This is a genomic window from Vogesella sp. AC12, assembly GCF_024437575.1.
GTDB lineage: Bacteria > Pseudomonadota > Gammaproteobacteria > Burkholderiales > Chromobacteriaceae > Vogesella > Vogesella indigofera.
Genome location: NZ_JANFNU010000001.1, coordinates 35,660 through 61,757 on the forward strand (window position 1 = coordinate 35,660; position 26,098 = coordinate 61,757).

Here is a 26,098-nt window from a genome sequence, read left to right on the forward strand (position 1 = left end):
TCAAGAGGATACGGCGATGGCCAAGAAAAAAGAGCACGATCTGGACGACGAAACCCTGGCACTGCTGGCCTGGTGCGAAGAAGTCGAAGGCTTCCTGATCGCCGGTGGTGCCACCCAGGCGCAGGCGCAGGAACACATTGAAGAGCAGGCCGAGTGGTTTACCGACCAGTTCTACGACGGCCTGAGCCCGGAAGAAGCCGCCAAGGCGGCACTGGCATGATCGAACGTGTGGCCGTGATCGACTTCGAAACCACCGGCATCACGCCGGGGCGGGAAGGGCGGGCCACGGAAATCGGTATCGTGATGCTGGAGGGCGGCGTCATCGTCGACCGTTTCCAGAGCCTGATGAACGCCGGCGTGCGCGTGCCGCCGATGATCGAGCAGCTGACCGGCATCAGCAATGCGATGCTGCGCACGGCACCGCCGGCGGCAAGCGTGATGCGCAATGCGGCCAACTTCGTCGGCCGTACCCCGCTGGTGGCGCACAATGCCAGCTTCGACCGCAAGTTCTGGGATTTCGAGCTGGCGCAGTGCGGCCTGGCGCGGACGCAGGACTTTGCCTGCACCCTGTTGCTGTCGCGCCGGCTGCTGCCGCAGGCGCCAGACCACAAGCTGGGCACGCTGACACGCTGGGCCGGGCTGCCGGCCACCGGCCGCGCCCACCGCGCGCTGGCCGATGCCGAAATGGCGGCCAACCTGCTGCTGCACCTCGGCCAGACCATGGCACGCAGCTGTCGCCAGCCGGTGAATCATGCCTTGCTGTGCAAGCTGCAGGGCGTTGCCGCCGCCAAGGTGCCGCAGTTCCTGCAGCAGCACTGAGAGCCTGTTCACGATCTGCTGCGACTTGATCTCAATGGGGGCGTTGAAGATGGCTTCGAAATGCTTGCTTTATATCTGGATAAAGCCGCTTCCTCAGCCGTTTTCGCCTTGTCTTGCGTGAGCGTGCGAGATCGTGAACACGCTCTGAGTCCTCAATGCAGCACCGGCCGGAAGCGCCCGGCAATGTGCTGCGCCATGCCGTCGGCCAGCACCTGTTTTTCCAGGAATACATGGCCGCGGTGCTCGCTCTCCAGCAGCATGCCTTCCTCCTCGTTGCCGGTGCGCAGGATGACTTCAATCGCCGGATTCAGGGTGCGGGCAATCTGGATCATCTGCCGGGTCTTGAAGATGTCCGGCGCGGTCACCACCAGCATGCTGGCGCGAGCGACATGCGCCTGGATCAGCACCGCCGCCTCGGCGGCATCGCCGCATACCGCCGGAATGTGGCTGGCGCGCAGCGCTTCGATCAGCTCACGGTTCTCGTCGGCCACTACGTACGGGATCGCCAGCCGGTCGAGCTGGCTGGCGATGCGCTGTCCCACCTGACCGTAGCCCACCAGCACCACCTGGCCGCTGAGCAGCGCCTGGTCGACCGACATTGGTAGCTCGGCCAGCGGGTCGTCGCGCCGTTCCAGCTTCTGCGCCAGCGGCGAGTGCCGGCGCAGCCAGTTCTGCAGCGGGGCAATGCAGCCAAACAGCGCGGCGTTCAGCGCGATCGAGATCAGTGCGCCGGCCAGGATCAGGCTTTGTCCGGCCGCCGACAGCAGGCCCAGGCTCATGCCGAGGCCGGCCAGGATGAAGGAAAACTCGCCGATCTGCGCCAGGCTGACGCCGACGGTCAGCGCGGTATTCAGCGGGTAGCGGAACAGCAGCACCAGCGCGATGGCAGCGACCGTCTTGCCCAGCATGATGATGGCGACCACCGCCAGCACCTTCAGCGGCTCCTGCAGCAGGATCGCCGGGTCGAACAGCATGCCCACCGATACGAAGAACAGCACCGAGAAGGCATCGCGCAGCGGCAGCGACTCGTCGGCAGCGCGGTGGCTGAACTCCGACTCGCGCATCATCATGCCGGCAAAGAAGGCGCCCAGTGCGAACGACACGTCGAACAGCTTGGCCGAGCCCAGCGCCACGCATAGCGCCGCGGCGATCACGCACAGCGTGAACAGCTCGCGCGAGCCGGTGCGCGCCACCAGCCACAGCAGCCGCGGAAACAGGCGGCGGCCGACGATCAGCATCAGCGCGATGAAGGCCGCGACCTTGGCCAGGGTGATCAGCAGCGTCATGCCCATGCCGTTGCTGGCGCCGCTTGCGGCCTCGCCGCCGAGCAGGCCGCTCAGTGGTGGCAGCAGCACCAGCACCAGCACCATGGCGAGATCTTCGACGATCAGCCAGCCGACGGCGATGCGACCGTTGACGCTGTCCAGCACCCCCCGGTCCTCCAGTGCCCGCAGCAGCACCACGGTGCTGGCCACCGACAGGCACAAGCCGAACACCAGAGCCTCACCCGCCGGCCAGCCCCAGTACAGGGCTGTCGCCGCTCCCAGCGCGGTGGCCACCGCGATCTGCACGATGGCCCCTGGCACTGAAATGCGTTTCACCGCCATCAGGTCCGACAGCGAGAAGTGCAGGCCGACGCCGAACATCAGCAACATCACGCCGATCTCGGCCAATTGACCGGCCAGCGCCACATCGGCCACAAAACCGGGCGTGGAAGGGCCGATCAGCACCCCGGCCAGCAGATAGCCGACCAGCGGCGGCATGGCCAGGCGGGTGGCGGAATAGCCGAACAGCATGGCCAGGCCCAGCCCGGCGGCGATGGTGGAGATCAGGGAAATATCGTGCGGCATCGCTTTCCTTTTATGAATCGAACAGTCAATGACAAGGATCGTTAACCCGGTGTAGTTCGGAAACAGGATGTTGGCCAGCGCGGATGCGGCCATATAGGCTGGCCCGGTTTACCTGGGTTGGCTATTGATTGACTATCTCAGTCTGACAAGTTCCTGAAATATCGTGAAATTATCGTGCTAATCATGAAAAATAGGATTTTTAGACGATTAATATCGTGATATGGCTGGTTTTAACAGTTTATGCAGATGGAGCGCAGATTAAGTAAGGTGGTGGGGGCGTGGCCAGTGGCTGGCACCTTGCGATGGTGCCGGGTTGTGTCAATGTGGTGTGGTGGGAGTATTGGCACAGCGGGAGGCGGTGGGATGAAGCGGGATGATGTGGGAAGAAAGCAGACATGGCGCGGCTTTGCGGGGCGTGTCGTCGTTTAACGCTCAAAACCCGTTTAGCGCTCCAGAAACAGCAAGGCCGCGATCTTTCGCGGCCTTTTTGTCACAACGATCAGTCAGTTCTGACTGATTATTTTGGGCCAATTAAATCTGGCGTCCGTACCAAACCACCCGTCCAATCACAGCAAAGTCACCAGGCACGTTGTTCAGGTCAACCTCGAATGGCTCGTATGCCTCGTTGGCGCTGGTGACGCGAAGTTTTGAGCCTGGCAGCCGCTGCACGCGCTTCACCACCAGGTCGCCATCTACGCGCAACACGTAGAGGCCGCTGCTGGCCTGTGTATCAGACAGGTTTAGCAGGATCACATCGCGATTGTTCAGCACCCCCTCCATCGAATCCCCTTTGACCGAGATCACCGACAGATCTGCAGGGTTGGCGCGTAGGTAATTTTCAATCCAGTACTTGCGGAAAGCCATGCTGAACAAGGGCTTTTCGTCGTCACTACTTGCACCATGGCCTGCTGCTGCCTGCAGGTTGTAGCGCGGTACGAACACGAATTCTTCAAGATCGACGGGATTGCCAAGCGTGTCGACGCAAGGGCATGTCGTGGGGTCGGAGTGGCGCTGGGGTGCTGCTGTTGTTTCGCCCCTGTGCATGGTGCCTTCTCCAGTGGCAAGCCATTCCAATGAAACGCCTTTCTCCATAGCTAGCCTGGCTAGCACTTCAAAAGACGGTGCCTGCTCCCCGGTTATGTACCGACGTAAGGAAATTACGCTAACGCCTGCAGTGGCAGCGGCGGCCGTGCGAGTTGCGTATTGATCCGCAACCAGTCCTATGCGACTTCCGATTCCGCTCTCAGGAATCGGAAGCGACGCTTCATTGCTATGCTTCATTTCCGATTTGCTCTTATGTCATTGTTTTTTATGTAAAAGCACCGTATTCGATTCGTTTTTTCGAGGGCAACGAATCAGAAATGAATCGGAAGTGATGATTTCCGATTGACGATGCATCGCATGTGAGCATAAGATATGAACACCTAATCAATTATCGGGATTAAGTAATGAACACATCCGACGCCCAAAAAAATACCGCCGTGGATTGGCACCGGGCGGACATCGTGGCGGCTTTGCACAAGGCGGGCTGGTCACTTCGCAGGCTGTCGATAGAAGCGGGTTTGAGTGCGGGGGCACTGAATAACGCGCTGGATCGTTCGTGGCCTAAAGCAGAGCGGATTATCGCTGCTGCTATTGGTGAAGCACCCGAAGCCATCTGGCCGAGTCGCTACGAAAAACGCCATTTTAAGCCGGTTTTCCCATCGGTGCCTCCTGCCTCTGCAAATTGCATTGTTGCCATGGGCTAAAGCGTAGTGCGGTGTGCTACTGCGCACCAGCCCTGCGTTTCCCGCGAAGAGGAAACACATGATGAGAAAACGAAACTGGAAGTCCGCACACCCATCCAGCCTATCGGAAGCGATGGAACTGTGCGTCGAATTCGCCGCTGAGCGTCGACGCCCGATCAAGGTGCTGGCTGACCTGATGGGCATCGAAAACAAAACCCTGTATCGCTGGCTGGCGGAAACCTCCATGCCACTGAACCGTATCCGCCAGTTTGAAGAGTTTTGCGGCATCGCTTTGATTAGCGAATACCTGTGCCTGGCACAAGGCAGTCGTGTCGTGATTGAGATTCCGACTGGCAAGAAAGCCGATGTGGGCGAGGTGTCCGAAGTGCAAGCCAATGCCGCCGCCGCCATCGCATTGTTGGCAAAGTTTTACGTGAACGGTCAGGACGCTGAAGCCACTTTGGCTGCGATGACCTGCACTCTGTCGGAGTTCGCTTTTCACCGTCATAACGTGGCAAAGGCTGGTGCACCGGAACTGGACTTCGGGAGCCAGTCATGAGCGTTAAATCTCATTACAGCGCCGCCGAACTGGCCACGATGAAGTTACCCGGCTTACCAGAAACGGAGCGTGGTATCCGCATGGCTGCCGAGCGTGAAAGCTGGGCATCTCGCCCGAAGGCGAAAGGCAAGGGCAACGAATTCGCTCTTACCAGCCTGCCAGACGCGGCTCAAGCGCACATCCGTACCGCTGCCGCCCGTGAGCTGCTGGCCAAGCTGCCAGCGCCCGCTGCCGCGACCAAAGCAAAAGTACCGGTACTGCGCGAAGAGCAGCTGCCGCTTGCCCTGACCACCGAGCAGCAGACCGTCGAAGCCGCCCGCCTCGGCGTGCTGGCTCACATTGAAAACCTGATGGCCGGCTGCGGCCTGGGCAAAGAGCGCGCCATGCATCACCTGCTGGCCAGCGTTGCGGCCGGCACGGCTGATCCGCTGGTCTGCGCCATGCTGCGCAAGGCCGAGGACAAGCGCGGCCGCAAGGGGAGTGACTTGCCCAGCGTGCGCACCATCAAGCGCTGGTTTGCCCAGCGTGGTGATGGGCAGCTGGCACCAAAGGTGAAACAGACCGAGTTCGCCATTCCTTGGTGGGCGCGCGATTTCCTCGGCTACTGGCAGCAGCCGCAAAAGCCCTCTGTTGATCTGGCTTACAAACTGTTTTGCCAGGACATGGCCAGCCGCCAGCTGGACGTGCCGGAGCTGTCGCGCATTCTGCCCAGCGTTCATGCCGTGCGCCGCTTCCTGAACAAGCTGGGCACCGTCAGCCGCGAACGTGGCCGCCTCGGTGGCCGCGAGATCAAGACCCTGCTGCCCTTCGTGCGCCGCGACTTTGACGAGCTGCTGCCGAACGATGTGTGGAGTGCCGATGGCCACTGCTTTGATGCCGAGGTACAGCACCCGATCACCGGCCGTCCATTCCGCCCGGAGGTGACCAGCATCGTCGATATCGCCACCCGCCGCGTGGTGGGCTGGTCGATTGATATGGCCGAGTCCGGCACCGCCGTGCTCGACGCCCTGCGCATGGGCTGCGAACAGGCCGGCATGGCCGCGATCTTCTATGTCGACAACGGCTCCGGCTACGTCAACGAGCTGATGAAGGATGAAGGCGTCGGCCTGATGGGGCGCATCGGCATGACCATGCTGCACTCCATCGCCTACAACTCGCAGGCCCGTGGCGTGATCGAGCGCCTGCATCAGACGCTGTGGGTCAACGCCGCCAAGCTGCTGCCCAGCTATATGGGCGCCGACATGGACGGCGAAGCACGCCAGCGCCAGTTCAAGCTCACCCGCGCCGCGCTGGTCAAAACCGGCACCAGCAAGCGCATGCCGATGATGGCCTGGGACGACTTCCTGCGTTTCTGCGCCGAGCGCGTCGCTGACTACAACGCTCGGCCGCACGCCAGCCTGAAGGGGCAGAGTCCGGATCAAGCCTTGCAAGGCTTTATCGCCAAGGGTTGGGCGCCGGAAATGTTGCCGCCAGCCGTGCTGACCCTGCTGTTCCGCCCGCGCATGGCACGTTCGGTACAGCGTGGCGAAGTGCGCCTGTTCAATAACCAGTACTTCAGCCAGGCCTTGACTGAGCTGCACGGCGAAACCGTCCATGTCGCCTACGACATTCACAACCCGAATCAGGTGTGGGTGTACCTGCCGGACGGCCGTTTTGTCTGCAGCGCCGAATGGGGCGCCAACCGTGCCCACTACTTCCCGACCAGCCAGGTGCAGCATGCCCGTGACCGCCGCGCCAGCGCCCAGCTGCGCAACCTGGACAGCAAGCGTGACGCGATTGAGCAGGAACGAGACGGTCGTCCGGCACTGACGGTGATCGACAGCCCGATGACCATCCCCGGCATTCGCAGCAGCGACATTGCCGGTGCATTTGACCGCATCACCGTCGAGCGTGAGCCGTTAAACGCCAGCCAGCCGCTGCGCGTGATTAACGCCGAGGTGATCGAAGAGTCGCCAAGCGGTTTTGTCGTACCACGCACCGCAGAGCTGCGTATCCAGCAATGGCGCGAACTGGCCGGCCACGCCGAACGCGGCGTGCTGCTGACCGAAGCCGAAACCAAATGGCTGGCCAGTTACGCCAAAAGCCATGAATTCAAAGTAATGAGCCAGAAGCAGACCGCTTCTGCTTCTGCATGAAAGGGGAACTGATGAACCGTATTGCACCTATCGCCAACCTTGATCTGGTGGCTGTCGTGATGGAAAAGCTGGTCAACCGCCAGGACGGTCTGCCGGGTCTTGCCGTGTACTACGGCCCGTCCGGCTTCGGCAAAACCACCGCCACCGTCGCCGTTGCCAACCGGTCGCGTGCCTACTACGTGCAGATGCGTTCCAGCTGGAGCCGCAAAGACCTGCTGGAAAAAATCCTGTTTGAAATGGGCATCAAGCCGGTCGGCCGCACCACCCAGCTGCTGGATCAGATCAGCGAACAGCTGGCCGCCAGCCGCCGCCCGCTGATCCTGGACGAGTTTGATTACGCCGCCAGCAAGGACGGCATGATCGAACTGGTGCGGGACATCTACGAGGGCAGCCAGTCCAGCCTGCTGCTGGTTGGCGAAGAGCTGCTGCCGAACAAGCTGAAGAAGCACGAGCGCTTCCACGGCCGGGTGCTGAACTGGCTGCCAGCGGCACCGGTGTCGCTGGACGATGCCCGCAAGCTGGCCGCGATCTACTGCCCGGACGTGCAGCTGGCCGACGACCTGCTGGGCCACCTGGTGACGCTCAGCCACGGCAGCGTGCGCCGCGTGTCGGTCAACCTGGTCAACATCCAGGACACCGCGCTGATCGAAGGCTGGGGCAGCATCGACCGCCAGCTGTGGGGTGCACGCGATCTGTACACCGGTGAAGCACCGAAGCGTCGTGGCTTGGCTTGAGGGGGGCGACATGATTGACCGTAATACCCCAAAGCGTAAGCCAGCCCAGCTCGAGCAAAAGGGTGGCAAAAGCCGCCGGCAGCGTGTGTGGGAGGCCATCCGCAAGTTGCGTGACCAGTTCACCGTGTACCAGGTGGCCCGTCTCTCCGGTGTTGATGACGAAACGGCACTGACCTATGTGCGCTCCCTTGAGTATGGCGAGTTCCTGACCTGCGATACCCCCAAGGACGCGGCCATCGGCTCGACAAAGCGTTACAGCCTGCAGCGGGATAACGGTGTCGAGGCACCAAGGCTGACCAAGGATGGCAAGCCGGTACAGCAGGGAATGGGTACCGAGGCGATGTGGCGCTCCATGCGGATTGCCGGCGACTTCACTTGTCGTGAGCTGGTCGCCCACGCCCATGCAGCCGGAATCAGTGTGAGCGAGGACACCGCCAACAGCTATATCCGGGCACTCAAGCTGGCCGGATATGTGGAAGTGCTGACCGCAGCGAAAACCAGGGGCATCGGCAAGGGCAAAACGATGGCGCGCTATCGCCTGGTGACTGGTCGTTACACCGGCCCGCGCCCGCCGATGGTTCAGCGCACCAAGTCCATCTACGACCCCAATCTGGGCCGGGTCGTCTGGCAGCAGGAGATCAACGATGACGACCTCTGAACGCTGGCTGGCCCTGCTGCGAGCCGAAGCCGAGCGCACCAGCATTGCTGCTGCCGCTGCGCTGCTGGGCTACAGCCGTACCAGCATCAGCCTGGTGCTGGCCGGCAAGTATCCCGGTGCCACCGGCCGCATCGCCAGCCGCGTGCTGGCCAGGCTGGACAAGCAATCCTGCCCGCATCTGGGCGAACAGATCAGTACCGCCAGCTGCCGCGAGATTGCGCTGGCAACGGCACCGACGCACCACCCTTTGAAACTCGGCCACTGGCGTGCCTGCCAGCGTTGCCCGAAGCGCCCGCAAGGAGACTGACCATGACAAACAACCTGCAAATCAGTAACGCCGTGCTGCTGGCCAGCACGCTGAAGGTGGCCGACGCCATCAAAGAGCTGGGACGGATGGGGCTGGTCGCTCGTAGCGCCAACCTCAACGGCAAGCGACCGACCATCGAAATCCAGACCAGCGCCCGCTGCCAGGGACTGATCCAGAGCGGCAAGGCCGCGTACTACAGCTTTGGCCGCGAACCGCACTTCGGGCCGTACCGCGAAGGGCAATTCACCCTCGGCGGCTGCCGGGTGGTGTGGACCGAGTTTGGCAACTAATTCAACCGTGAAACAGGAGAACAACATGAGCAAGACGCCCCGCATCAACTACCGCGACATGCGCAAAAGCATGGGTCTGAATCAGCAGGAGTTCTGGAGCCAGGTCTGGGTAACGCAGTCCGGTGGCAGTCGCTACGAATCCGGGCGGGCTGCGCCCAGACAGGTGGCCGAGCAGGTACGGCTGCGCCACGAACTCGGTATCGACACCTCCCTGATCACCGCCGACAACGCGGCCCTGATCAAGGCGGTGCTGGAAGGTGCCAAGAAGGGCAGCGGCAATGAGCGCGCCGACTGAGCTGGACGACGAGACCCGCGCCCGGCTGCGCTGGGAGGCGGAAAGGTTGGCCGCAGAGCAGGGCATCAGCCTGCAGGAGGCGAGGCGGATTGTGTGGGCGGATTACCTGGACGAGCTGGCCGCCACGCCACCACCAGCCGCCATCCCGGACAGCATGCCGGCGCCGCCTCAACCGGTGGTCGCCACATCGGCGCACCCGGTCAGGGAATTTTGGGATGCCCGCAACGAAATTGCTTTTACCCCGGAGTGGGTGGCCGCAAACAAGGCAAGGCTGGCGCAAGTGAAACGATTGATAGGAAGTGGGAGCAAGTGATGCAAACAACACCGCAGGACGTGACGGGTTACTGGAAGGATGCCAAAGGCTGCCTGGTACCGGATGCCATGGTGAAGCCCATCGACAAGGAGCGTGACCGCCTGGTGCATGAGCTGGTGGGCAAGGCGCGTGGCGTCAGCGATGTGCTGGCCAAGTTCAAGGGCGAGGCATTTGGCGACATCGCCGCCTTCTTGGACTTGTCGGCCGAGCAGTACGGCGCTCAGCTGGGCGGCAAAAAAGGCAACCTGACGCTGTTCAGCTTCGACGGCAAATTCAAGGTGCAACGGGCGATTCAGGATCGCATCGCGTTTGACGAGCGCCTGCAGTCTGCCCGCGTGCTGATTGATGAGTGCCTGGTCGACTGGACGGAAGGTGCCCGGCCGGAGATCCAGGCCATCGTGAACCAGGCCTTCGCCACCGACAAGGAAGGGCAGATCAATACCGGCCGCGTACTGGCGCTGCGCCGCCTGGAGATCGCTGACGAGCGTTGGCAGCGCGCCATGACCGCGATTGGCGAGGCGGTGCAAGTGGTGGGCAGCCGCTCCTATATCCGCGTGTACGAGCGCATCGGCGACACCGACCAGTACCAGCCGATTGCACTGGATATCGCCGGCGTCTGATGTCTGACCGTATCCGGCATTACGTTGAACTGATTATTTCACTACCCAAAGGGAGCAAGACCATGACCAAGCAAGAACTGATTAACGCCATCGCCGCCAAGACCGGTACCAACAAAGCCGACACCCTGCGTTTTGTCGGGGCACTGGAAGAAACCATCCGTGAAACCCTGATCAAGGGAGAGGAGGTGCCGCTGGCGAGCACCGGTAAATTCAAGATCAAGGAAACCAAGGCGCGTACCGGGCGCAACCCGAAAACCGGCGAGAGCGTGCTGATTCCGGCCAAGCGCAAGGTGGTGTTTCTGCCTACCAAAGCATTGAAAGACGTCCTGATCTAAAGCCCGGTGTCGAGCCGGCTGGTGTTAGATCAGCCGGCTCCGCAACGTGTTTTAACGGAGCAACCCCTCATGAAAAATACCCTGGCCAAAATCCACATCGCCAAGAAAGAGCTTGGCCTGGACGATGGCACCTACCGGGCCATGTTGCAGAACGTGGCCGGGGTGCGCTCGGCCAAAGACTTGAATGTGGCCGGGGCCAACAAGGTGATCGCCCATCTCACGCGTATCGGCTGGAAGCCGAAGACCGCCAAGAAGGTTGGCCGCAAACCGGTACCGGCCAAGGACAAGGTACGGCTGATGAGCAAAGTCGAAGCGCTGCTGGCCGAAGCCGGCCGCCCGTGGGACTACGCCCACACCATGGCAGCGCACATGTTCAAGGTCGAGAAGGTGGACTGGCTGGAATACGAGCAGCTGGCCAGCCTGATGAAGGCGCTGATCATTGATGCAAAACGGCAGGGGAGGGACTTGGGATGAAGCTGGATGAAGTGCAACACCTGCTGCCGGAGTCGGCCAGGCTATTTGTTCAGCTGATCGGCCTGCCCAAGGCCGTGATGCTGATCCAGACGTGGGGCGGTACAACTTTTCCGGTCAGCAAGAACCAGACACGCCTGGGGCAGATCCGCCACGAAGGACTGGCCGAGGTGGTCGGCATGGAGGCGGCGAAGGTACTGACCAAGCATTTTGGTGGTGAGGTGCTGTCTATTCCGCTCTGCCAGGCGGCGATGCTGGAGCTGCGCAACCGGGCGATCCGCAGCGAATTCGATGAGCTGACCCGTGACCACTCTGCGATCTACGCGGCCGGGCAACTGGCTCGCAGGTACCAGATGACCGAGCGGCATGTGTGGCGGGTGCTGAAGCAGGCAGATATGACGATGGAGACAAAACAGGATGAGTTGTTTTAGTATTCTTCCCCTTAAGTGACTTTCATATGGCATCAAGTGCTTGATGGGGAGAGGTTGGCAACGTATGGACCCGCAAAAGCAAAAGGAGCAGTTCAACCTTGCATATGTATGCGCGCTTGCGGCACAGGCGGGGTTGAATCGCGTCAATGGAGATGTCGACGACGACAGTATTGACATATCCTTTAAAAGTCGAGGGTTTCAGGGGCAACCCATCCGCAGTCCCCAGATTGAGTTTCAGCTAAAATGCACCTCGCGAGATCTTGTAGATGGGGGTGTAATTAAGTATCCACTTTCCAGAAAAAACTACGACGATCTTCGAGGTTCTGATTTTGCATTCCCCCGCTATCTAGCTGTACTTCTGGTACCTGCTGATGTGGGTGCGTGGATTTCCCATAATGATGAGCACATAGCGCTCTTCAACAACTGTTACTGGCTGTCTTTGCGAGATGCAGAGCCGACAGAAAATGGCGATAGCATTACCGTGGCAATTCCGCTGGCCCAACGCCTTACGAGCGTCACCTTACGTGAGATGATAAATCGCGCGAGCCAAGGAGAATGGCTGTGACCGACATTTTCCGCCATGATCGGCGAGACCCTCAGCTTTCTGTTGATCAATTGCATTCATACCTGCAGTCAAAACAATGGTATCAAGACGGCAAAATCAGAAGCGTCGCTACCATTTGGCACCGCCATGACGATCTAGACGCAGAAGTTTTGATTCCTTGGCCATCTGCCAAGGACTACTTGCCTCGTATGAAACAGGCACTGTCCGCCGTGGCTGAATATGAGGGGCGTAATCCTTCTGATATTGTTAGAGATGCAGTGCGGCTGCTTTCTAATGTCATCACAGTTCGGGTGATCCACGATGACACATCAGATGGCACAATTCCCATCAACGATGGGGTGCTGCTGATTGCAAAGGCAAAGGAACTACTTTCTGCGGCTGCCCAGTCTTTGTATGCAAAGAGAAGACAGTTTTCTGGGGCAGCGCCAAAGGAAGCAAAGAGTTACCTAGATACGCTGATGTTGGGGCAAACAGAGATCGGAAGTTACGTTGTCAACGTTATCGCACCGATCCAACCAGTTTCAAATCTGCCTGGTTCTCCTGCAGAGGCCGTTCCTCTAGCACAAGCAGTTACACTGAATCTTGTGGCGAGTCTTGATGCGCTGACAAAGGCTAGTGAGGCATACGAGGATGTCGGCAACTTTAAGGTGTTTGATACTGCGGTATTAGCCGGTGCAAGCTCGAATATGTGCGATGCCCTGTTGGGTTTCAGTGGTGAAAAGCATCATCGAGCCTTTGAGATCACTGTCTCTGGAACCTCTGGGCCAATGTTCGAGTGTGAGTCACGGAAGTTCGCGTTTAATAATCGTCATGTTGAGCTATTGGAGAAAGTGTCGGGCTACTACAAAGACGACTATGTTCTTCCACAGCGAAGACTGACTGGGTACATTACGAAGCTGAGCCGGCCGAAAGATGAAATATCTGGAACGATCATAATCGACTCAGTTCTAGCGGGTATTGAGCGGAAAGTCCGCGTTGAGTTGAGTGGTGATGACTATCACATGGCAGTACTTGCTCATGATAATTCAAGGCCTGTTAGAGTTGACGGTGACGTACATGTCAAAAGCAAAACAGCCCAACTCCTTAACCCAGTAAACTTTGGCGTGTTAGGGACGGAGGATATGTTCTAGTACTCCTGCAGAGTTGATCAATTTCGCTAACACCCCACTGACACCCATCACAGCGCCCCAATCGGGGCGCTTTCTTATTCTGGCGGCATCCCTTGTTCAGGAGCCGCCATGTCCTCCCGCAAAATCGAAGACCTCCACCCCGATCTGCAGCCGATCTGCTGCGAGTTTCTGCGCCGCTGCGAGACTGCGGGGCTGGACATCCTGGTCACCTGCACCTACCGCAGCAACGACGAACAGAACCGCCTCTACGCCCAGGGCCGCAATGGTGTACCCGGTGCACGGGTGACTAACGCCAAGGGCGGCCAGTCGGCGCACAACTTCACCATCCAGGGTCGCCCGGCTGCCCGTGCTTTCGACATCGTGCCCCTGGTGCATGGCAAGCCGGTGTGGGATGCCGGCCACCCTGCATGGAAAGAGGCCGGCCGCATCGGCATAGAGCTGGGCCTGAACTGGTATGGCCGGCCGGGTGCCAAGTTCCGCGAGATGCCGCATTTCGAGCTGAACAAGGGCTATCTGTGATGCGCCTCTCTGACCTGTTCACCAACCCGGCCACCGGCCGCCTGAGCCACTCCAAGTTGTGGGCCAACGTCGCCTGCGCCACCGCCACCGGCATGTTCGTCTACCAGGGCGTAACCGGCACGCTGTCGTCGGAGACCTGGCTGATCTACCTCGGCGTAGTCGGTGGCTACTCGGCCTCCCGCAGCTGGATTGCGACCCGTCGTGACAGCAAGGAGGCCGGCAATGCTTAAGCCGCTACTCCTCGCCGCGCTGATCGGTGCGGCGGGCTATGCCGTCGACCAGTTCGGCTACCAGCGTGCGGCCAACCTCTACGCCGGCAAGCTGGCCACCGCCGATGCCACCCACAGTCGTGCGCTGCTGCGCCTGACCGAGCAGCGCTTGGCCGAGCAAGCCACTGCCCAGGCCGAATACCAGCGTCTTAACCAACTGGCGCACCAGGTCGGTGTCGAGCTGCTGCAGAGCCGTGCCGAGCTGGCCACAACCCAGCGTCAACTCAAACAAAGGATTCCTCATGTCACGCACTCGGATGGCCCCCGTTTTACTGGCCTTGGCCCTGACAGCCTGCGCCTCTACCGACAATTTCTCGGCTACAGCGCCGCCGACCTTGCTGCCGATCTGCCCCCGGCCGACACCGGAAATGCTGGTGAAGCCACCGCGCCCGCCAGCGCCGCAGCCGGGTTACCACCCGATGACCTTCTGAAGCACGCCGCCGATTACGGCGCGTGGTGCCAGCAGCTGGATCAACAACTGAATAGCTACATCAGCCTGCACCAGCAGGCACCAGGAGTGTGACATGAGCGTAATGAACCAAGCGCAGCGCGAACCGACGGCCACCGAAAAAACCGTGATTGCCGACCTCAAAGCCAGCGCCCAGCGCCTGGCCTTTCAAATCGAAGACATCAACAAGTTTGGCGGGGATGCGCGTTGCGTCCGCGAAGCGCTGGTGCGCCTGGACGAGGCGCTGATGTGGGCGGTGAAGGGAGTGATGACGCCATGAGCGACGTGTTTGACCGGGCACAGGAGCTGGAGCTGGCCCAGCGTGAAGCGGCCTTGGCCGCGCACGCTGCCGCCAGAAAGCCACAAGGGGAAAGCCTCACGCACTGCATCGGCTGTGGCGGTGAGATCCCGCTGGAACGCCGCCTCGCCGTCATCGGCTGCACCCGCTGCGCGCGATGCCAGAGCCGGCATGAGAAGGAACACCCGTGAACGTGACCTTACAGCTTTGGCAGGTGATCACCCTGCTACTCACCATCCTTGGCGGCTTCTGGGCGCTGGCCAAGATTCTGGCCGGACAGGTTGGCCGCAACATCGACGAGAAGTTCAAGGCGGTGTCCGAGTCGCAAAAGACCACCGTCAACACGCTGGAAGAGCAGCGCGCCAAGCTGGTCGACCTTGAAAAAGACTTGCTAAAGCTGATGGGCACGCTGCCACTGGAGTATGTGCGCCGCGAAGACTTCATCCGTAACCAGACCACTATCGAAGCCAAGCTGGATGGCGTGGCGCATAGCCTGCAGCAGATGGCGTTAAAGGGGAAACCATGATCGGTGCCATTGATACCGCTAAAGCCCGCCGCGAATCCATGCGCTGGGCCATCCTACTGACCTTGAACAATGCGCGGCCCATCGGCGCACACGAGGCGCTGATCCTGTCCACCATCCAGAGCATTTACCCGGATGCCACCCAGCGCGAGCTGCGCTGCGAGCTGGACTACCTGCGCGACCGTTCGCTGCTCTCGCTCAAGATCGACCCGTCCGGCCCGTGGTCTGCCGACCTGACGCGGCTGGGGGTGGACATCGTGGAGTACACCGTGGACTGCCAGCCGGGCATCGCCCGTCCGGCCAAGTATTTCTGAGGCCGCCATGCCACCACGTTCCAAAATCACCACGCTGCCCGCCGAGGTCAAAGCCTGGCTGGATGGCGCCCTGGTCGAAGGCGATTTCTCCGGTTACGAGGCGCTGGCCGACGCGCTGCGCGCCAAGGGCTTCGACATCAGCAAGAGCGCCATCCATCGCTACGGTCAGGAGTTTGAAGACAAGCTGGCGGCGCTGAAGATGGCCAGCCAGCAGGCGCGTGCCGTGGTCGAGGCGGCGCCGGACAACGAAGGTGCGGTCAACGAAGCGTTGATGCGCCTGGTGCAGGAAAAACTGTTCCAGCTGCTGATGGCGCAGGACGGCCGGATCGACCTGCCCAAGGTGGCCAAGGCCGTGGCCGAGCTGGGCAAGGCCAGCGTGGTGCAGAAGAAATGGCAGGCCGAGGTGCGCGACAAGGCGCGGGCGGTTGCCGATGCCGCCGAGTCGCTGGCCAGCAAGGGCGGCCTGACCGGTGCCACGGTACAGCAGATCCGCAAGATGATCCTGGGGATTGCCGAATGACACTGCCAGTCCAGCTGCCCAGCACTGCCGGCGCCGACATCCCGGCGGTGCTGCTGCCGTACCAGCAGCGCTGGGTGGCCGACCCGTCGCCGCTCAAGGTCATCGAGAAGTCGCGCCGTACCGGTCTGACCTGGGGCGAGGCCGCCGACGATGTGCTGACCGCAGCCGCCGAGAAGCCGGCCGGCGGCCAGAACGTCTACTACATCGCCTACAACCAGGACATGACCGTGGAGTACATCGAAGCCTGCGCCATGTGGTGCAAGGCGTTCGACTATGCCGCCGGCCAGGTCGAGGAAGGCATCTGGGACGACGAGGCCGACCGCGACAAGAACATCAAGACCTACACCATCCGTTTCCCGTCCGGCCACCGCATCGTGGCGCTGTCGTCGCGGCCATCCAACCTGCGCGGTCGCCAGGGTGTGATCGTGATCGACGAAGCCGCGTTCCACGAACAGCTGCAGGAGCTGCTGGATGCGGCGATGGCCATGCTGATCTGGGGCGGCAAGGTGCGGGTGATCTCCACCCACTACGGCACCGACAACCCGTTCAACCAGCTGATCAAGGACATTCGCGGCGGCAAGCGCGCCGGCACCGTGCACCGGCTCACCTTCAAGGAAGCGGTGGCCGATGGCCTGTACCACCGCGTCTGCCTGCGTCTGGGCAAACCGTATCGCCAGGCGGAAGAGGATGCCTGGGTCGCCGGGGTGTACTCGTTCTATGGCAGCGGTGCCGGGCAGGAGCTGGATTGCGTGCCGAGCAACTCGGCCGGTACCTACTTCAGCCGCGCGTTGCTGGAGAGCCGCGCCAGCGAGGCCACGCCAGTACTGCGTATCGCCCGCGACGATGCCTTCACTCTGCTGCCGGACGCAGTGCGCGAGGCCGATATCAAGGAGTGGTGCGAGACCGAGCTGAAGCCGCTGCTGGAAAAGCTGCCCCGCAATGCCAAGAGCTATCTGGGCGAAGACTTCGCACGCAAGGGCGACCTGACCGTGATGACACCCGTGGTGCGGCTGGGCCTGCGCCGGCGGGTGCCGTTCCAGGTCGAAATACGCAACATGCCGTTCGACCAGCAGCGCCAGATCCTGTTTTACATCCTGGACCACCTGCCGAACTTCCTGGGCGCGGCGCTGGATGCACGTGGCAACGGCTCCTACCTGGCCGAGAAAGCGATGCAGAAGTACGGCGCCACCCGCATCCACTGCATCCAGGCCACCGAGGCGTTCTACCTGGACAACTTCCCCAAGCTGAAGACCGCGCTCGAGGACGGCACGCTGCTGGACCTGCCGGCCGACGAGGACGTACTGACCGACTACCGTCAGGTGCAGCTGATCCGTGGCATCCCGCGCGTGCCGGAAACCCGTACCCAGGAAAAAGGCGAGGACAGCGGCAGCGGCAAGCGCCACGGCGACAGCGCCATCGCACTGCTGATGGCCGACTACGCCAGCCGCAACGAAGCAGCGCCGATTGAGTTCACCGAGGTGCCAAAGCGCCCGCAAAAAAACAATGACGACCTGCCCACCTCCACCTGGGGCGCAGGCTGCTACTAGAGGTATTCCCATGCTTGTGGATCACAACGGACAACCCTTCGCCAGCAAGAGCAGCGAGCTGCAGGACGAACAGACCGCCGCCCTGGGCGGCATTGCCTCGCGCTGGCCGGAACACCCCAGCCGGGGGCTGACACCGCAACGCCTGGTCGAGATTACCGATGCGGCCGAGCGCGGCGACATCGCGGCCCAGCATGAGCTGTTCGCCGACATGGAAGAGAAGGATGGCCACATCGCAACCGAGCTGGGCAAGCGCAAGCTGGCGGTGCTGGGGCTGGAATGGCAGCTGCTGCCACCGCCCAATGCCACCGCCGCCGAGAAGAAACTGGCCGAGGAAGTGGCGGACTGGCTGAACAACCTGGACATGGAAGACCTGCTGTTCGACATGGCCGATGCGCTGGGCCATGGCTTCTCCGCCATCGAGATGCCGTGGGACACCACCGGCAAGGTGTGGCTGCCGAAGAAGCTGGAACACCGCCCGCAACGCTGGTTCCAGTTCAAGGCCAGCGAGCTGCGGCTGCGCTCGGAAAGCCAGGCCGACGGCGAAGCCTTGCGCCCGTTCAACTGGATCATCCACAAGCACAAGAGCCGCTCCGGTATTACCCAGCGGGTCGGCCTGCACCGGGCACTGGTGTGGCCGTTCGTATTCAAGAACTACAGCGTGCGCGACCTCGCGGAATTCCTGGAGATTTACGGCCTGCCGATGCGGCTGGGGAAATACCCGCCCGGTGCCACCGACAAGGAGAAGGCCACCCTGTTGCGGGCGGTGGCCAGCATTGGCCACAGCGCCGCCGGCATCATCCCGGAAGGCATGGAGATCGAATTCCAGAATGCAGCCAGCGGCACGCACGAGCCGTTCGCCTGGATGGTGGACTGGTGCGAGCGCACCGAGTCGAAAATCATCCTCGGCGGCACGCTGACCACCCAGGCCGATGGCAAGAGTTCCACCCATGCCTTGGGCAAGGTCCACGACGAGGTGCGCAAAGACCTGCGCAACGCCGATGCCAAGCAGCTGGCCCGTACCGTGACCGCCCAGGTGGTCTGGCCCATGGTGCTGTTGAACAAGCCGGGCATGACGCCGGATCGCTGCCCACGCTTCAGCTTCAACCTGACCGAGGCGGAGAGCCTGGAACAGTTTGCCAAAAGCCTGCCCAAACTGGCCGAGAGCGGCATGTGCATCCCGGTCAGCTGGGCGCATGAGCGGCTGCAGATCCCGATGGCCGGCAAGGACGAACCCATCCTGCAGGTGGCCAAGCCGCCGCCGACTGCACCGGTCGAAGCGCTGCGCTACCGGGTGGCGCTGAAGGCGGAGAACGGCGACGTGCTGCCGGCCGACCAGCTTGCCGTCGACGAGGCCAGCGGCAAGCTGGATGGCCAAGCGGTGGAGGATGCCGCCGCCCGCATGCTGGCACCGGTGATCGAAGCGCTGAAGCAAGGCGCCAGCCCGGAGCAGGCGCAGGACATGCTGGCCGAGCTGTTCGACACCATGCCGGAGCAGGACATGGCCGAGCTGCTGGCGCGCGCCATCTTCGTGGCCGACCTGTGGGGGCGCATCAATGCCTGATCTGGCTTACGCCTTCGGCCTGCCACCGGAGCAGGCCGTGGCCTGGTTCGAATCCAAGGGCTATGCGCTGGGCTTCAAGTGGCAGGATGTGTGGGAGCAGGCGCACGCCCGCGCCTTTACCGTGGCCGGGGTGATGAAGCTGGACGTGCTGCAGGACATCCGTGGCGCCCTGGACAAGGCGTTAAAAGACGGCAGCACCCTGCGCGACTTTAACGCCAGGCTGATGCCGCTGCTGGAGGCCAAGGGCTGGCTGGGCAAAGGCTACCTGGTAGACCAGGACAGCGGCGAAATCCACGGCAAGCGGCTGAACGCACGCCGGCTGGAAACCATTTTTCGTACCAACCTGCAGTCGGCCTACATGGCCGGTCGCTGGCAAGCACTGTGGGCCGACCGCGAGGCCCGCCCGGTCTGGACTTACTCCACTGTGGGCGACAACCGCGTGCGCCCCAAGCACAAGGTGCTGCACGGCATCACGCTGGCGGCGACCGATCCGTTCTGGCGCTACTACTTTCCGCCCAATGGCTGGAAGTGCCGCTGCCGGGTACGAGGGTTGACCCAGGCACAGGTCAAGGCGCAGGGGCTGGAGGTGATCAGCAGCGAGGGCCGGCTGATGGCGGTGGAACAGGCATCCGCCCCGGATGGCGTGAAGCGCAAGGCAATGGCATTCCAGACGCCATCTGGCGCGCGCTTTGTCACCGATCCTGGCTTTGGCTTCAACCCCGGCCAGGCGGCCTACCAGCCAGAGCTGGACAACTATGCCGCCCCGGTGGCGCGGCAGTACGTGAAAGGCGTGCTCACCGGCCCGGAGTTCGGCCGCTGGTTCCAGCAGCTGGAGCGTGGTGTGGCAGAACGTCTGGCAGCCGGCGACAGCGTGGCCAGCATCCGCGAGCAGCTGGCCGTGGGCCAGCGTTACCCGGTGGCCATTCTGCAGCAGGACGATATGACCCGCCTCGGCAGCCACAGCCAGACCGTCTGGCTCTCCGACGACACCCTGGCCAAGCAGTTTGCTCACCGCCAAGGACAGGACGTGGCGCTGGCCGACTACTGGCGCGTGCAGCAGGTACTGGAGCAGCCGGTGTTGATCCTAGCCGAGCGTGACCAGCACATGAAGTTCGTGCAGCTGCAGGGACGCTGGTGGGTGGCGGTGGTGAAGGTAACGCGGGATGGCAGCGAAAACTGGCTGCAGACGTTTCACCCGATCAATGAGCGGGAGCTGCAGCGGCTGAAACGTGGCGGCAAGGTGATCTGGGAGAAGTAGCCTCGGGAGGGACTCCCTGTCCCCTCACGCGATCCGTCTTGCGACGTCCTACGGCCGGGAGCTTCACCGTGTTTCCGAGGCTATTTCCAGTATAAGGGCATCCATGATAGAACTGAAACAGGAAGTGGCGCACGTACTGGCGGCGCTGGCCGAGTTGGACCGGCGCGGCGAACAGAAGGCACCACTGATGCAGGCGCTGGCCGGCACCATGCTGGACGAGGTGGAACAGAACTTCACAGCCCAGGGGCGCCCGGCCTGGGCAGGCTTCGCGCCGTCCACCTTGAAACGGCGCAAAGGCGGCAAGCTGCTGCAGGACAGCGGCCGCCTGGCCAGCAGCATCACTCCATCCAGCGACAACGACAGCGCCCAGGTCGGCACCAACGTGGTGTATGCGGCCATCCACCACTTCGGCGGCGAGATCAAACGCGCCGCCCGCTCGCAGCGGGTGTACTTCAAGCAGAGCAAGGCTGGCGAGGTGGGCACTCGCTTCGTGAAGAAGAGCCAGTCCAACTTCAGCCAGTGGGCCACTATCGGCGAACACACTCAGAAGATACCGGCGCGGCCGTACCTGGTACTGACTGAGGCGGGGATTCAGGAGATGGAAGAACAGACGACCCGCTACTTTGGTGGGCTGTGGATATAAGGTGCCAGCATCGTAGTGCTAGGCAAAAAAACAACATGCGCTTATGCTTTCAAAAAAAGCGCATGATGCGCTTGTTGTTGTGCGCATAAGCGTTTAATATGCCGCATATGACAGGGGGTACCAAACAATGACTATTGTACGAAAGAAAAGTCCGCGAGCACCTTCGATCTCTCTAGATGATGCTATTGAAAAAGTTGGCAAGATCTATGACAAGGAACGCTGCCATGCCGCGCCAATTCAAGGGGTGGCTCAGCATCTCGGCTACAAAAGTGCAACGAATGGTGCCGTCCTATCGACGATGGCGTCCCTGAAATATTATGGACTACTAGATCGCCCCAAAGAGGGGATGGTCGCTGTCTCTAAGCGCTATGAGGAGTATCGGTTTGCCCCGCAAGAGTCAATCAAGCGTGAGTTGATCTCTGGTTGGCTTAAGTCGCCTCCTGTATTTTCGGATCTTTTAGAAAAATACACATCTGACCTGCCTTCGGATGCGACCTTGAAGTTTGATCTAATTCAAAAAGGATTTGCACCAGCAGCCGCAGATGTATGTCTTCAGGTTTTTCGAAAGTCTGTGGGTTTTGCCGGCTATTTCGATGGCGTAGAAGAAACGGCAAGCGATGGTGCCGAGCCAATAGTTGAGTTTGCAGCAGAAGTAGATGAAGTAAGCGCGGAACCGCAGGCAATTTTGCACAGGCCATCCACGGTTATGGTGCCGACAGCTGCTCCTCATATTGCTCGTGGATATGCACAAACTGTTGCGATAGATGTACGAACACCACCTGTGGCGGTAGAACAGGAGGGAGTAGACAGGATTCCGGTACGTCTGTCGGGTGGAAGAAGAGCTTGGATTGAGGTTCCTACGCCCTTCTATGAAGCAGACAGAGAAAGGTTAAAGAAGCAGATTGACCTGCTAATAACTGACGATGAAGACTCGGGTGCGTCATGATTTTTCATAAAGAAAAAGCCTAGCACATTCCAGTGTGCTAGGCCTAATCTCCCCGGATAAACGGACTGTCCTCAGGGGGGCCGCAATAACTAGCTGCGACCATAATGCTTGGTGGAACTTGCATTCTGGCTGGCTGGTTGGGCGGTGTCAAGAAGTCCTCATTGTTATGAGGAGCAAACAATATGGGTCCAAAAGTGGTTCCTGTTGTTTCGTACCACCGGTATCGCTTCGGTAAGTGGGAAGATGTACGTCGCCACTATCGCAGCCTGCCGCGCCGCTAAGTTTCAGCTTAGCCCAGCCTGGACCAAGACTTCAAGTCTCGGTTCAGGCTTTTTGCTGTCCCCCAGACAAATAGTCAATGAGGGAGGCATTCGCTTCAAACCACGTTTTTCAGATAACGGGCATAAACCGCTCGTCACTGCTTTATTCCCATAAGCACAGGTATCGACTGCATTTCGCCAAGTGGAGAAAATCTAACGCTGCTCTAACGCCCCCCATTGTCCATCCCAACCCTCCATTCCGTTGTCGCACGCTCAGCTAGCGCCTACTGACGTGCGACAACTGCTTTTCACCCCCCTGTGCCGCCGATCATAGCGGCATGAAAAAGAAACCTCTCCCCCAAGTCGCCGCGCTGTCTTTCGAGATCGCGGTCGATGGCAAAGCGATGCGCCTGTTGCCAGCTGGCAGCTTCCGTGCCCGCGATGGCCGGCCGTTTGATGCGCCGCACTGGTACACCGACGCCAATATCGCCGCCCAGATAATTCGCCGCGTCCAGGAAGAGAAAGACGACCTGGTCATCGATTATGAGCACCAGACCCTGCATTGCGAAATCAATGGCCAACCGGCGCCGGCTGCCGGCTGGTTCAAGGAATTGGAATGGCGCGACGGCCTCGGCATTTATGCCGTGAATGTCCGCTGGACCAAAACCGCCCAGGCGCATATCGACGCCGAAGAATATCGCTACCTGTCTCCCGTTTTTACCTACGACCCGCAAACCGGCGAAGTGCTGCGCATTTTGATGGCGGCGCTGACCAATAAACCCGGCCTGGATGGCCTGGACGATTTGTCACGCCTGGCGGTGAACCGTTTTTCCCTGATCCCCAACCACGCCCAGGAGGAAACCGTGGAACTGAAAGAACTTTGCAAGCTGCTGGGCTTGCCAGATACCGCCACCGAGGCGGAAGCCCAGGCGGCACTGACTGCGCTGACCGCCAAAGCCAGCCAAGTGGATGGCCTGACTCAGCAAGTGGCGGCATTGAAGGCCACCACCAACCCCGACCCAGCCAACTACGTGCCGGTGGCGGCGCTGCGTGAAGTACAGGAACAGCTGGCCACGCTGCAGAGCAACCAGACTGAAGCGCAGGTGAACAGCCTGATTGAAGGCGGCAAGGCGGCCTGCAAGATCACCCCGGCACTGGAGGGCTGGGCGCGTGACCTGGGCAAACGCGATATCGCCGCGCTGCGTTCGTATCTGGATACCGCTCCGTCGCTGGCCAGCCTCAAGGACAGCCAGACCGATGGCAAGGAGCCAGCCAATGGTGCCCATGGTTTGAATGCCGAGGAACTGGCGGTGTGCAAACAGCTGGGTATGACCCCGGAAGCCTTCGCCCAGGAAAAAAAGGCGAGCCAATAAACCCCGCGCCGCTGGAGGTTAAACCCTGCGAAGGCGGCGTAATACAGGAATGACGCAATGAAGATCATTACCAAGGCAGTGCTGGATGCGCTGTTTATTGGCTACCGCGCCGAATTCAAAAAAGGCTTGGGTGCGGTGGAAAGCCAGTATGCGCGAATTGCCACCAAGGTGCCGTCGGTTACCGGTGCCAACCTTTATCCTTGGCTGGGCCAATTCCCCAAGCTGCGCGAATGGATTGGTGATCGCCAGGTTAAACAAATGGCGGCCGATGGTTACACCATCACCAATAAAACCTTTGAAGGCACCGTGGGGGTTGGCCGCACGCAAATTGAAGATGACCAGGAAGGCATCTTCAAACCGATGTTCGACGAGATGGGCCGCGCAACGCAGTCTCACCCGGACGAACTGGTGTTTCCGCTGCTGGCGGCCGGCACCAGCACGCTGTGCTTTGACGGGCAGTACTTCTTCGACACCGACCACCCGGTGTACCCGAACGTGGACGGCACCGGTGTACCGACCACCGTTTCCAACTTCGACGATGCCGGCGTCGGTGCCGGCCCGAAGTGGTACCTGCTGTGCACCTCCCGTGCGCTGAAGCCGCTGATCTTCCAGGAACGCACCCAGCCGGAGCTGACCGCAATGACCGGCACCAGCGACGAAGTGGTATTCCGCAGCGACCAGTTCGAGTTCGGTGTGCGCTACCGCTGCAATGCCGGCTACGGCTTCTGGCAGTTCGCCTATTGCTCCAACCAGCCGCTGAACGAAGAGAACTTCCGCAAGGCGTTTGCGGCGATGGAGAAGTTCACCGCCGACGGTGGCCGCAAGCTGGGCATCACGCCGGACCTGCTGGTGGTACCGACCGATCTGCGTGCCGCTGCCGAGACCTTGATCGAAGCCCAGATCAAGGATGGCGGTGCGACCAACACCAACTACAAGAAGGTGGGCCTGATGGTCTCGCCGTGGCTGTAAGGAGAGCGACACATGAAGCTGCAAGTGAAATCCCTGCGTGAAGGCGGCTTCTGCCGCCTGGGCGTGAAGTGGCCCACCGAGGGCAAGGTGGTAGACCACGCCGAGTTCACCGACGAGCAATGGGAGCGCCTGATGAAGGAGCCGAACCTCAAGGTAGAGCAAGCGCCGGAAGAACCGGTGGCGGAGAACGCCGGCAGCGATACCGTGCCGCCGGCTACCTCCACCGAGGAAACGAGCGACAGCGCCCAGGGCGAGACGGACGACAAAGCCGCCACGACCACTCCGACCACCAAAGGCAACGGCGGCCGCAAGGCTGCTGGTGCAGGGGCGTAAACCGTGAGCTATGCGACCCGCCAGGACATGGTGAACGCCATCGGTGAGCGCGAGCTGATCGAGCTGACCGACCGCGAGCAAACCGGCGCCATCAACGATGCCGTGCTGGCCATCGCCCTGGCCACAGCCGAGGCGGAGGTGGACACCTATCTGGCGGGCCGCTACCCGCTGCCGTTTGCCAACCCGCCGCTGGTGCTGACTGCCTACACCTGCGACATCGCCCGCTACCACCTGGCACGCGATGGCGATGTGGTGGTGTCGGAGGAAATGCGCGAGCGCTACCGCGATGCCGAGCGTTATCTGGAAAAAGTGGCCAGCGGCAAGGTGTCGCTGGGCCGCGATGCCCAGGGCGAGGAAGTGGCTACCGAGGACACCGTGGTGATGGAGTCCGGTGGCCGCGTTTTTGGCAGGAGCAACGGATGGTGACCGAACCGCTATTGACCCGTATCCAGGCCGCGATGGTGGCACGGCTGGAAACCGGCCTCGGCAAGGCTGTGCGCAACTGCGACTACTACGCCGGGGAGATCGACGACCTGGACAACGCCGTGAAGGCATTCCCTGCCGCCTATGTCGCCTTTGGCGGCATGGCCGACAGCGATACCCGCCGCCTGGGCAAGCCGGACTGGAAAGAGAACGGCAGCTTTGTGGTGGTCGTCGGGGATCGCCTGGTGCGCCGCTCGCAGGGGCTGCGGGTCGGTGCCGGCAAGGTCACCGGCGATGTCGGCGTCAATCGCCTGGTGTGGGCGGTACGCCGGCTGCTGGGCGGCCAGACGCTGGACCTGCCGATTGGCCGCCTGCTGCCGGGCAAGGTCAAGACGCTGGCCAGCGGCAAGTTTGCCGCCGAGCACTGGTGCGTGATGTCGGTGGAGTTCAAGACCGGCTGGAACGAGGAGGCGCTGCCGGATGGCAGCTGGCCCGCCCCGGAAGGCCCGGAACATCCCGACGCACTGTTTCCGATCTTCGGCGGCAAGACCGAAACGCCGCTGCCATGGCTGTCCGGCTTCAACGTTGGCCTGGTGCAGCCCGGCAAGGATGCCCCGTCCATCACCTTCGAAACCGACGTCAACTAGGAGAACCC

Annotated in this window: 37 protein-coding genes; 35 read left to right on the forward strand and 2 right to left on the reverse strand. The window is 61.3% G+C overall.

What is annotated here, in order from left to right; translation table 11 throughout:
• Positions 1 to 16 precede the first annotated feature (16 nt).
• On the forward strand, positions 17 to 220 hold the full coding sequence (locus NOM55_RS00200; protein WP_255906848.1) for a hypothetical protein: 204 nt from the start codon (positions 17 to 19) through the stop codon (positions 218 to 220).
• A complete protein-coding gene (locus NOM55_RS00205) occupies positions 220 to 819 on the forward strand; it encodes a PolC-type DNA polymerase III (RefSeq protein ID WP_370687854.1) in 600 nt (199 codons plus the stop codon). The genes NOM55_RS00200 and NOM55_RS00205 overlap by 1 nt, the downstream gene beginning before the upstream one ends.
• Before the next feature lie 152 nt (positions 820 to 971).
• Here the strand turns inward: NOM55_RS00205 and ybaL are convergent, their stop codons facing one another.
• Both ybaL and NOM55_RS00215 read right to left on the reverse strand, forming a co-directional pair.
• Entirely contained in the window at positions 972 to 2,669 is a 1,698-nt protein-coding gene (ybaL, locus tag NOM55_RS00210; RefSeq protein ID WP_255906850.1) for a YbaL family putative K(+) efflux transporter, read from the reverse strand.
• Between the two features lie 531 nt (positions 2,670 to 3,200).
• Positions 3,201 to 3,920 (reverse strand): S24 family peptidase, encoded by a 720-nt coding sequence (locus tag NOM55_RS00215; protein ID WP_370687855.1) that lies wholly within the window; start codon positions 3,918 to 3,920, stop codon positions 3,201 to 3,203.
• Positions 3,921 to 4,117: 197 nt separating this feature from the next.
• Here NOM55_RS00215 and NOM55_RS00220 point away from each other — a divergent pair, with 197 nt between their 5' ends.
• From NOM55_RS00220 to NOM55_RS00380, 33 genes are all read left to right on the forward strand, one after another.
• Positions 4,118 to 4,417, forward strand: a complete 300-nt coding sequence (locus NOM55_RS00220; RefSeq protein ID WP_255906856.1) for a helix-turn-helix domain-containing protein — start codon at positions 4,118 to 4,120, stop codon at positions 4,415 to 4,417.
• Between the two features lie 58 nt (positions 4,418 to 4,475).
• Positions 4,476 to 4,955 (forward strand): hypothetical protein, encoded by a 480-nt coding sequence (locus NOM55_RS00225; protein ID WP_255906858.1) that lies wholly within the window; start codon positions 4,476 to 4,478, stop codon positions 4,953 to 4,955.
• Positions 4,952 to 7,090 carry a Mu transposase C-terminal domain-containing protein gene (locus NOM55_RS00230; protein WP_255906860.1) on the forward strand — a complete coding sequence of 713 codons (2,139 nt, stop codon included), beginning with the start codon at positions 4,952 to 4,954 and terminating at the stop codon, positions 7,088 to 7,090. Before NOM55_RS00225 ends, NOM55_RS00230 begins: the two co-directional genes overlap by 4 nt.
• 11 nt (positions 7,091 to 7,101) lie before the next feature.
• Complete coding sequence (locus NOM55_RS00235) at positions 7,102 to 7,824, forward strand: AAA family ATPase (RefSeq protein WP_255906865.1); 723 nt, start codon at positions 7,102 to 7,104, stop codon at positions 7,822 to 7,824.
• Between the two features lie 10 nt (positions 7,825 to 7,834).
• Positions 7,835 to 8,482: a hypothetical protein gene (locus tag NOM55_RS00240; protein WP_255906867.1), complete on the forward strand. Its 648-nt coding sequence runs from the start codon at positions 7,835 to 7,837 to the stop codon at positions 8,480 to 8,482.
• Positions 8,469 to 8,789 (forward strand): XRE family transcriptional regulator, encoded by a 321-nt coding sequence (locus NOM55_RS00245; RefSeq protein ID WP_255906868.1) that lies wholly within the window; start codon positions 8,469 to 8,471, stop codon positions 8,787 to 8,789. The genes NOM55_RS00240 and NOM55_RS00245 overlap by 14 nt, the downstream gene beginning before the upstream one ends.
• A 2-nt stretch (positions 8,790 to 8,791) precedes the next feature.
• Positions 8,792 to 9,079, forward strand: a complete 288-nt coding sequence (locus NOM55_RS00250; RefSeq protein ID WP_255906869.1) for a hypothetical protein — start codon at positions 8,792 to 8,794, stop codon at positions 9,077 to 9,079.
• Positions 9,080 to 9,104: 25 nt separating this feature from the next.
• Positions 9,105 to 9,374 (forward strand): DNA-binding transcriptional regulator, encoded by a 270-nt coding sequence (locus tag NOM55_RS00255; protein WP_255906870.1) that lies wholly within the window; start codon positions 9,105 to 9,107, stop codon positions 9,372 to 9,374.
• Positions 9,358 to 9,687: a hypothetical protein gene (locus NOM55_RS00260; RefSeq protein ID WP_255906871.1), complete on the forward strand. Its 330-nt coding sequence runs from the start codon at positions 9,358 to 9,360 to the stop codon at positions 9,685 to 9,687. Before NOM55_RS00255 ends, NOM55_RS00260 begins: the two co-directional genes overlap by 17 nt.
• Positions 9,687 to 10,307 (forward strand): DUF3164 family protein, encoded by a 621-nt coding sequence (locus NOM55_RS00265; protein WP_255906879.1) that lies wholly within the window; start codon positions 9,687 to 9,689, stop codon positions 10,305 to 10,307. The genes NOM55_RS00260 and NOM55_RS00265 overlap by 1 nt, the downstream gene beginning before the upstream one ends.
• Before the next feature lie 62 nt (positions 10,308 to 10,369).
• Positions 10,370 to 10,642, forward strand: coding sequence for an HU family DNA-binding protein (locus NOM55_RS00270; RefSeq protein ID WP_255906881.1), 273 nt, complete (start codon positions 10,370 to 10,372; stop codon positions 10,640 to 10,642).
• Positions 10,643 to 10,711: 69 nt separating this feature from the next.
• Positions 10,712 to 11,116, forward strand: a complete 405-nt coding sequence (locus NOM55_RS00275) for a gp16 family protein (RefSeq protein WP_255906882.1) — start codon at positions 10,712 to 10,714, stop codon at positions 11,114 to 11,116.
• Positions 11,113 to 11,544 carry a Mor transcription activator family protein gene (locus tag NOM55_RS00280; RefSeq protein WP_255906887.1) on the forward strand — a complete coding sequence of 144 codons (432 nt, stop codon included), beginning with the start codon at positions 11,113 to 11,115 and terminating at the stop codon, positions 11,542 to 11,544. Before NOM55_RS00275 ends, NOM55_RS00280 begins: the two co-directional genes overlap by 4 nt.
• Before the next feature lie 64 nt (positions 11,545 to 11,608).
• The gene (locus NOM55_RS00285; RefSeq protein ID WP_255906888.1) at positions 11,609 to 12,109 is read left to right on the forward strand and encodes a DUF4365 domain-containing protein; all 501 of its coding nucleotides are present in this window, start codon (positions 11,609 to 11,611) and stop codon (positions 12,107 to 12,109) included.
• The gene (locus tag NOM55_RS00290; RefSeq protein WP_255906889.1) at positions 12,106 to 13,239 is read left to right on the forward strand and encodes a hypothetical protein; all 1,134 of its coding nucleotides are present in this window, start codon (positions 12,106 to 12,108) and stop codon (positions 13,237 to 13,239) included. Before NOM55_RS00285 ends, NOM55_RS00290 begins: the two co-directional genes overlap by 4 nt.
• 108 nt (positions 13,240 to 13,347) lie before the next feature.
• Positions 13,348 to 13,758 (forward strand): M15 family metallopeptidase, encoded by a 411-nt coding sequence (locus NOM55_RS00295; RefSeq protein ID WP_255906890.1) that lies wholly within the window; start codon positions 13,348 to 13,350, stop codon positions 13,756 to 13,758.
• Complete coding sequence (locus tag NOM55_RS00300) at positions 13,758 to 13,988, forward strand: hypothetical protein (protein ID WP_255906891.1); 231 nt, start codon at positions 13,758 to 13,760, stop codon at positions 13,986 to 13,988. The genes NOM55_RS00295 and NOM55_RS00300 overlap by 1 nt, the downstream gene beginning before the upstream one ends.
• Entirely contained in the window at positions 13,981 to 14,550 is a 570-nt protein-coding gene (locus NOM55_RS00305) for a hypothetical protein (protein WP_255906893.1), read from the forward strand. The genes NOM55_RS00300 and NOM55_RS00305 overlap by 8 nt, the downstream gene beginning before the upstream one ends.
• Positions 14,551 to 14,560: 10 nt before the next feature.
• On the forward strand, positions 14,561 to 14,755 hold the full coding sequence (locus NOM55_RS00310; protein WP_255906899.1) for a hypothetical protein: 195 nt from the start codon (positions 14,561 to 14,563) through the stop codon (positions 14,753 to 14,755).
• Entirely contained in the window at positions 14,752 to 14,964 is a 213-nt protein-coding gene (locus NOM55_RS00315) for a TraR/DksA C4-type zinc finger protein (protein ID WP_255906904.1), read from the forward strand. The genes NOM55_RS00310 and NOM55_RS00315 overlap by 4 nt, the downstream gene beginning before the upstream one ends.
• Before the next feature lie 2 nt (positions 14,965 to 14,966).
• A complete protein-coding gene (locus NOM55_RS00320) occupies positions 14,967 to 15,299 on the forward strand; it encodes a hypothetical protein (protein WP_255906906.1) in 333 nt (110 codons plus the stop codon).
• Positions 15,296 to 15,610, forward strand: coding sequence for a hypothetical protein (locus NOM55_RS00325; protein ID WP_255906910.1), 315 nt, complete (start codon positions 15,296 to 15,298; stop codon positions 15,608 to 15,610). Before NOM55_RS00320 ends, NOM55_RS00325 begins: the two co-directional genes overlap by 4 nt.
• Positions 15,611 to 15,617: 7 nt before the next feature.
• Positions 15,618 to 16,130, forward strand: a complete 513-nt coding sequence (locus NOM55_RS00330) for a DUF3486 family protein (protein WP_255906912.1) — start codon at positions 15,618 to 15,620, stop codon at positions 16,128 to 16,130.
• A complete protein-coding gene (locus tag NOM55_RS00335) occupies positions 16,127 to 17,677 on the forward strand; it encodes a terminase large subunit domain-containing protein (protein WP_255906913.1) in 1,551 nt (516 codons plus the stop codon). The genes NOM55_RS00330 and NOM55_RS00335 overlap by 4 nt, the downstream gene beginning before the upstream one ends.
• 10 nt (positions 17,678 to 17,687) lie before the next feature.
• A complete protein-coding gene (locus NOM55_RS00340; RefSeq protein ID WP_255906914.1) occupies positions 17,688 to 19,238 on the forward strand; it encodes a DUF935 domain-containing protein in 1,551 nt (516 codons plus the stop codon).
• On the forward strand, positions 19,231 to 20,496 hold the full coding sequence (locus NOM55_RS00345; RefSeq protein WP_255906916.1) for a phage minor head protein: 1,266 nt from the start codon (positions 19,231 to 19,233) through the stop codon (positions 20,494 to 20,496). Before NOM55_RS00340 ends, NOM55_RS00345 begins: the two co-directional genes overlap by 8 nt.
• 103 nt (positions 20,497 to 20,599) lie before the next feature.
• On the forward strand, positions 20,600 to 21,139 hold the full coding sequence (locus NOM55_RS00350) for a phage virion morphogenesis protein (RefSeq protein WP_255906917.1): 540 nt from the start codon (positions 20,600 to 20,602) through the stop codon (positions 21,137 to 21,139).
• A gap of 127 nt (positions 21,140 to 21,266) precedes the next feature.
• Positions 21,267 to 22,085, forward strand: a complete 819-nt coding sequence (locus NOM55_RS00355) for a hypothetical protein (RefSeq protein ID WP_255906921.1) — start codon at positions 21,267 to 21,269, stop codon at positions 22,083 to 22,085.
• A gap of 598 nt (positions 22,086 to 22,683) precedes the next feature.
• Entirely contained in the window at positions 22,684 to 23,718 is a 1,035-nt protein-coding gene (locus tag NOM55_RS00360) for a phage protease (RefSeq protein ID WP_255906924.1), read from the forward strand.
• A 57-nt stretch (positions 23,719 to 23,775) separates the two neighbouring features.
• Positions 23,776 to 24,687: a Mu-like prophage major head subunit gpT family protein gene (locus NOM55_RS00365; RefSeq protein ID WP_255906925.1), complete on the forward strand. Its 912-nt coding sequence runs from the start codon at positions 23,776 to 23,778 to the stop codon at positions 24,685 to 24,687.
• Between the two features lie 12 nt (positions 24,688 to 24,699).
• Positions 24,700 to 25,020: an HI1506-related protein gene (locus NOM55_RS00370; RefSeq protein ID WP_255906928.1), complete on the forward strand. Its 321-nt coding sequence runs from the start codon at positions 24,700 to 24,702 to the stop codon at positions 25,018 to 25,020.
• Between the two features lie 3 nt (positions 25,021 to 25,023).
• Complete coding sequence (locus tag NOM55_RS00375) at positions 25,024 to 25,446, forward strand: phage protein Gp36 family protein (protein WP_255906929.1); 423 nt, start codon at positions 25,024 to 25,026, stop codon at positions 25,444 to 25,446.
• On the forward strand, positions 25,440 to 26,090 hold the full coding sequence (locus NOM55_RS00380) for a phage protein Gp37 (protein ID WP_255906930.1): 651 nt from the start codon (positions 25,440 to 25,442) through the stop codon (positions 26,088 to 26,090). Before NOM55_RS00375 ends, NOM55_RS00380 begins: the two co-directional genes overlap by 7 nt.
• Positions 26,091 to 26,098: the final 8 nt, after the last annotated feature.

Excerpts from the sequence above, each read along its gene's own strand:
- NOM55_RS00200 (WP_255906848.1), top strand. The coding sequence starts at position 17 with ATGGCCAAGAAAAAAGAGCACGATCTGGACGACGAAACCCTGGCACTG.
- ybaL (WP_255906850.1), bottom strand. The coding sequence starts at position 2,669 with ATGCCGCACGATATTTCCCTGATCTCCACCATCGCCGCCGGGCTGGGC.
- NOM55_RS00220 (WP_255906856.1), top strand. The coding sequence starts at position 4,118 with ATGAACACATCCGACGCCCAAAAAAATACCGCCGTGGATTGGCACCGG.
- NOM55_RS00225 (WP_255906858.1), top strand. The coding sequence starts at position 4,476 with ATGATGAGAAAACGAAACTGGAAGTCCGCACACCCATCCAGCCTATCG.
- NOM55_RS00230 (WP_255906860.1), top strand. The coding sequence starts at position 4,952 with ATGAGCGTTAAATCTCATTACAGCGCCGCCGAACTGGCCACGATGAAG.
- NOM55_RS00235 (WP_255906865.1), top strand. The coding sequence starts at position 7,102 with ATGAACCGTATTGCACCTATCGCCAACCTTGATCTGGTGGCTGTCGTG.
- NOM55_RS00240 (WP_255906867.1), top strand. The coding sequence starts at position 7,835 with ATGATTGACCGTAATACCCCAAAGCGTAAGCCAGCCCAGCTCGAGCAA.
- NOM55_RS00245 (WP_255906868.1), top strand. The coding sequence starts at position 8,469 with ATGACGACCTCTGAACGCTGGCTGGCCCTGCTGCGAGCCGAAGCCGAG.
- NOM55_RS00250 (WP_255906869.1), top strand. The coding sequence starts at position 8,792 with ATGACAAACAACCTGCAAATCAGTAACGCCGTGCTGCTGGCCAGCACG.
- NOM55_RS00255 (WP_255906870.1), top strand. The coding sequence starts at position 9,105 with ATGAGCAAGACGCCCCGCATCAACTACCGCGACATGCGCAAAAGCATG.
- NOM55_RS00260 (WP_255906871.1), top strand. The coding sequence starts at position 9,358 with ATGAGCGCGCCGACTGAGCTGGACGACGAGACCCGCGCCCGGCTGCGC.
- NOM55_RS00265 (WP_255906879.1), top strand. The coding sequence starts at position 9,687 with ATGCAAACAACACCGCAGGACGTGACGGGTTACTGGAAGGATGCCAAA.
- NOM55_RS00270 (WP_255906881.1), top strand. The coding sequence starts at position 10,370 with ATGACCAAGCAAGAACTGATTAACGCCATCGCCGCCAAGACCGGTACC.
- NOM55_RS00275 (WP_255906882.1), top strand. The coding sequence starts at position 10,712 with ATGAAAAATACCCTGGCCAAAATCCACATCGCCAAGAAAGAGCTTGGC.
- NOM55_RS00280 (WP_255906887.1), top strand. The coding sequence starts at position 11,113 with ATGAAGCTGGATGAAGTGCAACACCTGCTGCCGGAGTCGGCCAGGCTA.
- NOM55_RS00285 (WP_255906888.1), top strand. The coding sequence starts at position 11,609 with ATGGACCCGCAAAAGCAAAAGGAGCAGTTCAACCTTGCATATGTATGC.
- NOM55_RS00295 (WP_255906890.1), top strand. The coding sequence starts at position 13,348 with ATGTCCTCCCGCAAAATCGAAGACCTCCACCCCGATCTGCAGCCGATC.
- NOM55_RS00300 (WP_255906891.1), top strand. The coding sequence starts at position 13,758 with ATGCGCCTCTCTGACCTGTTCACCAACCCGGCCACCGGCCGCCTGAGC.
- NOM55_RS00305 (WP_255906893.1), top strand. The coding sequence starts at position 13,981 with ATGCTTAAGCCGCTACTCCTCGCCGCGCTGATCGGTGCGGCGGGCTAT.
- NOM55_RS00310 (WP_255906899.1), top strand. The coding sequence starts at position 14,561 with ATGAACCAAGCGCAGCGCGAACCGACGGCCACCGAAAAAACCGTGATT.
- NOM55_RS00315 (WP_255906904.1), top strand. The coding sequence starts at position 14,752 with ATGAGCGACGTGTTTGACCGGGCACAGGAGCTGGAGCTGGCCCAGCGT.
- NOM55_RS00325 (WP_255906910.1), top strand. The coding sequence starts at position 15,296 with ATGATCGGTGCCATTGATACCGCTAAAGCCCGCCGCGAATCCATGCGC.
- NOM55_RS00330 (WP_255906912.1), top strand. The coding sequence starts at position 15,618 with ATGCCACCACGTTCCAAAATCACCACGCTGCCCGCCGAGGTCAAAGCC.
- NOM55_RS00335 (WP_255906913.1), top strand. The coding sequence starts at position 16,127 with ATGACACTGCCAGTCCAGCTGCCCAGCACTGCCGGCGCCGACATCCCG.
- NOM55_RS00340 (WP_255906914.1), top strand. The coding sequence starts at position 17,688 with ATGCTTGTGGATCACAACGGACAACCCTTCGCCAGCAAGAGCAGCGAG.
- NOM55_RS00345 (WP_255906916.1), top strand. The coding sequence starts at position 19,231 with ATGCCTGATCTGGCTTACGCCTTCGGCCTGCCACCGGAGCAGGCCGTG.
- NOM55_RS00350 (WP_255906917.1), top strand. The coding sequence starts at position 20,600 with ATGATAGAACTGAAACAGGAAGTGGCGCACGTACTGGCGGCGCTGGCC.
- NOM55_RS00355 (WP_255906921.1), top strand. The coding sequence starts at position 21,267 with ATGACTATTGTACGAAAGAAAAGTCCGCGAGCACCTTCGATCTCTCTA.
- NOM55_RS00360 (WP_255906924.1), top strand. The coding sequence starts at position 22,684 with ATGAAAAAGAAACCTCTCCCCCAAGTCGCCGCGCTGTCTTTCGAGATC.
- NOM55_RS00365 (WP_255906925.1), top strand. The coding sequence starts at position 23,776 with ATGAAGATCATTACCAAGGCAGTGCTGGATGCGCTGTTTATTGGCTAC.
- NOM55_RS00370 (WP_255906928.1), top strand. The coding sequence starts at position 24,700 with ATGAAGCTGCAAGTGAAATCCCTGCGTGAAGGCGGCTTCTGCCGCCTG.
- NOM55_RS00380 (WP_255906930.1), top strand. The coding sequence starts at position 25,440 with ATGGTGACCGAACCGCTATTGACCCGTATCCAGGCCGCGATGGTGGCA.